General features: G+C 63.2%; 5 protein-coding genes. All 5 read left to right on the top strand.

The window, feature by feature from the left end:
- Positions 1-404 (top strand): carbohydrate ABC transporter permease (locus WCB02_RS01320; RefSeq protein ID WP_423955495.1); only part of this gene is annotated, 404 nt, incomplete at its 5' end.
- Between the two features lie 3 nt (positions 405-407).
- Positions 408-1,238, top strand: a complete 831-nt coding sequence (locus WCB02_RS01315) for a carbohydrate ABC transporter permease (protein ID WP_423955492.1) — start codon at positions 408-410, stop codon at positions 1,236-1,238.
- Positions 1,239-1,256: 18 nt separating this feature from the next.
- A complete protein-coding gene (locus WCB02_RS01310) occupies positions 1,257-2,261 on the top strand; it encodes an ABC transporter ATP-binding protein (protein ID WP_423955490.1) in 1,005 nt (334 codons plus the stop codon).
- A gap of 61 nt (positions 2,262-2,322) precedes the next feature.
- Positions 2,323-3,096, top strand: coding sequence for an SDR family NAD(P)-dependent oxidoreductase (locus tag WCB02_RS01305; RefSeq protein ID WP_423955488.1), 774 nt, complete (start codon positions 2,323-2,325; stop codon positions 3,094-3,096).
- 131 nt (positions 3,097-3,227) lie between these two features.
- The coding region (locus WCB02_RS01300) for an FGGY family carbohydrate kinase (RefSeq protein ID WP_423955486.1) at positions 3,228-3,917 on the top strand (690 nt) is incomplete at its 3' end.

The raw sequence follows: 3,917 nt of genomic DNA, 5'->3' as shown, positions 1-3,917 counted from the left end.
CGGTGATCCTGATCGTCGCCTGGCAGTGGCTGCCGTTTGCGACCCTGATCCTGCTCACGGCGCTGCAATCCCAGGACGAGGAGCAGAAGGAAGCGGCCGAGATGGATGGCGCCAGCCCATTGTCCAGCTTCATCTACCTGACGCTGCCACATCTGGCGCGGCCGATCACGGTGGTGATCCTGATCGAAACGATCTTTCTGTTGACCGTGTTCGCCGAGATCTTCGTCACGACCGGCGGCGGCCCGGGCCTGCAGACCACCAATATCGCATTCCTGATCTATTCCCAGGCGCTGATCCAGTTCGATGTCGGCAACGCCTCCGCCGGCGGGCTGGTCGCGGTCGTGATCGCCAATGTCGTGGCCTTCTTCCTGGTGCGGATCGTCGGGCGGAATCTGGAGGCATAGACGATGGCACGCAAAGTCACCTCGCGGCATATCATGGTGTCCACGGCTGCCGCCTGGCTGGTCGGATTCCTGATTTTCCTGCCGATCCTGTGGATGGTTCTGACCAGCTTCAAGACCGAGCTCGAGGCGTTCTCGATGCCCCCCAAGTTCCTGATGTTTCATTGGACCACCGAGAACTATGCGACCGTGCAGGAGCGCAGCGACTACCTCCATCATGCCTTCAACTCGATCATCATCGCCGGCGGATCGACGCTGTTGGCGCTGATCATCGCGGTTCCGGCCGCGTGGTCGATGGCGTTTGCGCCGACCAGGCGCACCAAGGACGTTCTGCTCTGGATGCTCTCGACCAAGATGATGCCGCCGGTCGGCGTGCTGGTCCCGATCTATCTGTTGTACCGGACGTTCGGCTTGTTGGATTCGCGTGCCGGCCTGATCCTGATCCTGTGTCTCGGCAACCTGCCGATCGTGATCTGGATGCTGTTCACCTATTTCAAGGAAATCCCGAAGGACATTCTCGAGGCGGCACGGATGGATGGCGCGACCATCGAGCGCGAGCTGATCTATGTGCTGACGCCGATGGCGATCCCCGGACTCGCGTCGACGCTGCTTCTCAACTTCATCCTGGCGTGGAACGAGGCCTTCTGGACCCTGAATCTGTCGACCTCCGAAGCAGCCCCGCTCACGGTGTTCATCGCGTCCTATTCGAGCCCGGAGGGCCTGTTCTGGGCCAAGCTGTCGGCGGCCTCGACGCTCGCCATCGCTCCGATCATCATTCTCGGCTGGTTCAGCCAGCGGCAGCTCGTCCGCGGGTTGACCTTCGGCGCCGTCAAGTAGCGACAAGGACCAGGCAACATGGGTCAGATCACGCTCCAGGCCGTCCGGAAATCGTTCGGTCCGGTCAATATCATCAAGGACGCCAATCTCGACATCCAGAATGGATCGTTCGTGGTCTTTGTCGGGCCGTCCGGTTGCGGCAAGACCACGCTGCTGCGCCTGATTGCCGGGCTCGAGGATGTCACCGGCGGCCAGATCCTGATCGACGGCCGCAACGTGGTGGACGTGCCGCCGGCGAAGCGCGGGCTGTCGATGGTGTTTCAGTCCTATGCGCTCTATCCGCACATGAGTGTGCGCGGCAACATCGCCTTCGGGCTGAAGATGGCGGGCCTGCCGCGGGCGGACATCGATCGCAAGGTGGAAGCCGCCGCCGCGACGCTCAATCTGGCGCCCTATCTCGATCGCAAACCGCGCGAGCTTTCGGGTGGCCAGCGTCAGCGCGTCGCGATCGGGCGCGCCATCGTGCGCGAGCCCAAGGCATTCCTGTTCGACGAGCCGCTGTCGAATCTCGACGCGGCGCTGCGGGTCCAGATGCGGCTGGAAGTCACCAGGCTGCAGAAGCAGCTCGGGACCACCGCGGTCTACGTGACCCATGACCAGGTCGAGGCCATGACCATGGCCGACAAGATCGTTGTCCTGAATGCCGGCCGCATCGAGCAATACGGCTCGCCGCTCGAATTGTACGAGCGGCCGGCCAACCTGTTCGTCGCCGGTTTCATCGGATCGCCGAAGATGAACTTCGTGCCGGGAGAGGCGGCCGGCGAGCCCGGCGTCGCGACGCTGGGCGTCAGGCCCGAGCATCTGAAAATCAGCAAGGAGGGCGAGGGCTGGCCGGCGACCGTCTCGGTTGCCGAGCATCTTGGCAGCGACACGTTTCTTTATGTCGACGCCGGAAAGCGGGGAATGCTGACCGTGCGCTATGTCGGCGAACTCGATCTGAAGGCCGGCGACCGCGTGTGGCTTTCGCCGGATCCGACCCGCCTGCATCGCTTCGACAAGGACGGTGAGGTTCTCAGGACCTGATTGTCGGTGCGCCGGCGGGACATCCACCAGGGGCCGACAGGCCAACAGGAAGACGAACGATATGTATCTGGAAAAATTCAGGCTGGATCGAAAAACCGCGCTGGTGACCGGCGCCGGTCAGGGAATTGGGCTGGCCTGCGCGGAAGCTCTCGCGGAGGCGGGAGCCAGGGTGGTGATCGCGGATCGCGATCCGGACATTGCCGCGGCGGGTTGCGCGAGCCTGACCGCCAAAGGCCTCGACGCCGAGGTCGTCATCATGGATGTGACGGACTCCGGCCGTGTTGGCGAAGTGGCGGATGAACTGGTCTCGCGACACGGCGCGATCGACATCCTCGTCAACAATGCCGGAATTGCCCGCAGCGAAACGCCGGCGGAGACCGTGACGGACGAGCATTGGCTCAATGTCATCGACGTCAATCTCAACGGCACGTTCTGGTGCTGTCGTGCCTTCGGCAAGCACATGCTGCGGGCGAAGTCGGGGTCGATCGTGAATATCGGCTCGATGTCGGGCTTCATCGTCAACAAGCCGCAGGAGCAATGCTTCTACAACGCGTCGAAGGCCGCAGTGCACCATCTGACGAAATCGCTGGCGGCCGAGTGGGGCGCCCGCGGCGTGCGCGTCAATGCGGTGGCACCGACCTATATCACGACCCCGCTCAATGCCTTCGTCAAGAACAATCCAAGGATGTATGATGCCTGGATCGGTGGTACGCCGATGGCGCGCATGGGGGAGGTTGATGAAATCGCCTCCGTCGTGCTGTTCCTGGCATCCGAGGCCGCAAGCCTGATGACCGGGAGCGTCGTTGTCGTCGATGGCGGTTATACGTGCTGGTAGAGCATGATCGGGAAAGCGGGTAGCGGTTTTGCCTCGCGACAAACGTGGAACGCGTCTGCGCGCAGATCATGTTAGGAAATAGGGCGCGATGACGGCTCGTCGCGCTTGCGCCGATTGTGGACGGAATTGCCATGAAACACGCCTTCATCGGTGTCGATGTCGGGACATCGAGCGCGCGCGCCGGCGTGTTCGACGAGGCCGGCACCCTGTTGGCGACCGCGCGGACTCCGATCACGGTTTGGCATGAGGCGGGCGGCGTCGTCGAACAGTCGTCCAGCGACATCTGGGCGGCCTGCGCCGCTTCCGTTCGCGCCGCCATGGCGCAGGCGGCGATTCCGGCCTCCGCCGTCACGGGCGTAGGCTTCGATGCGACCTGCTCGCTTGTGGCGCTCGATGCGGCCGGTGATCCGCTGACGGTCAGCGCGTCCGGCGATAGCAGACGGAACGTCATCGTCTGGATGGATCACCGTGCGATCGCCGAGGCGCGTCTGGTGAATGAAACGCGGGACGAGGTTCTTCGCTATGTCGGCGGTTCGATCTCGCCCGAAATGGAAATTCCGAAGCTGCTCTGGCTGCAGCGGCACATGCCGCAGACCTTTGGCTCGGCGGGGTATTTCTTCGATCTGGCCGACTATCTCTCCTTTCGGGCCACCGGTTCGACGGTGCGCTCGATCTGTACGGTCGGCTGCAAATGGAATTACCTGGCGCATGAGCAGCGCTGGAGCAACAGCTATTTTGAGCGCCTCGGTCTTGGCGAACTGGCCGCGGACGGCCATGCGAAAATCGGCAACGGGATCGTCGCGCCCGGTACGCCGCTGGGC

The sequence above is a fragment of the Bradyrhizobium sp. genome, from assembly GCF_049581145.1.
In the GTDB taxonomy this organism is placed as follows: Bacteria; Pseudomonadota; Alphaproteobacteria; order Rhizobiales; family Xanthobacteraceae; genus Bradyrhizobium.
Note: the sequence above shows the minus strand (reverse complement) of the source record. Positions and strands in the feature narration are given on the sequence as shown.

What these genes read in the sequence shown, in the direction of transcription:
- WCB02_RS01315 (WP_423955492.1), top strand. Translation starts at nt 408, where the DNA reads ATGGCACGCAAAGTCACCTCGCGGCATATCATGGTGTCCACGGCTGCC.
- WCB02_RS01310 (WP_423955490.1), top strand. Translation starts at nt 1,257, where the DNA reads ATGGGTCAGATCACGCTCCAGGCCGTCCGGAAATCGTTCGGTCCGGTC.
- WCB02_RS01305 (WP_423955488.1), top strand. Translation starts at nt 2,323, where the DNA reads ATGTATCTGGAAAAATTCAGGCTGGATCGAAAAACCGCGCTGGTGACC.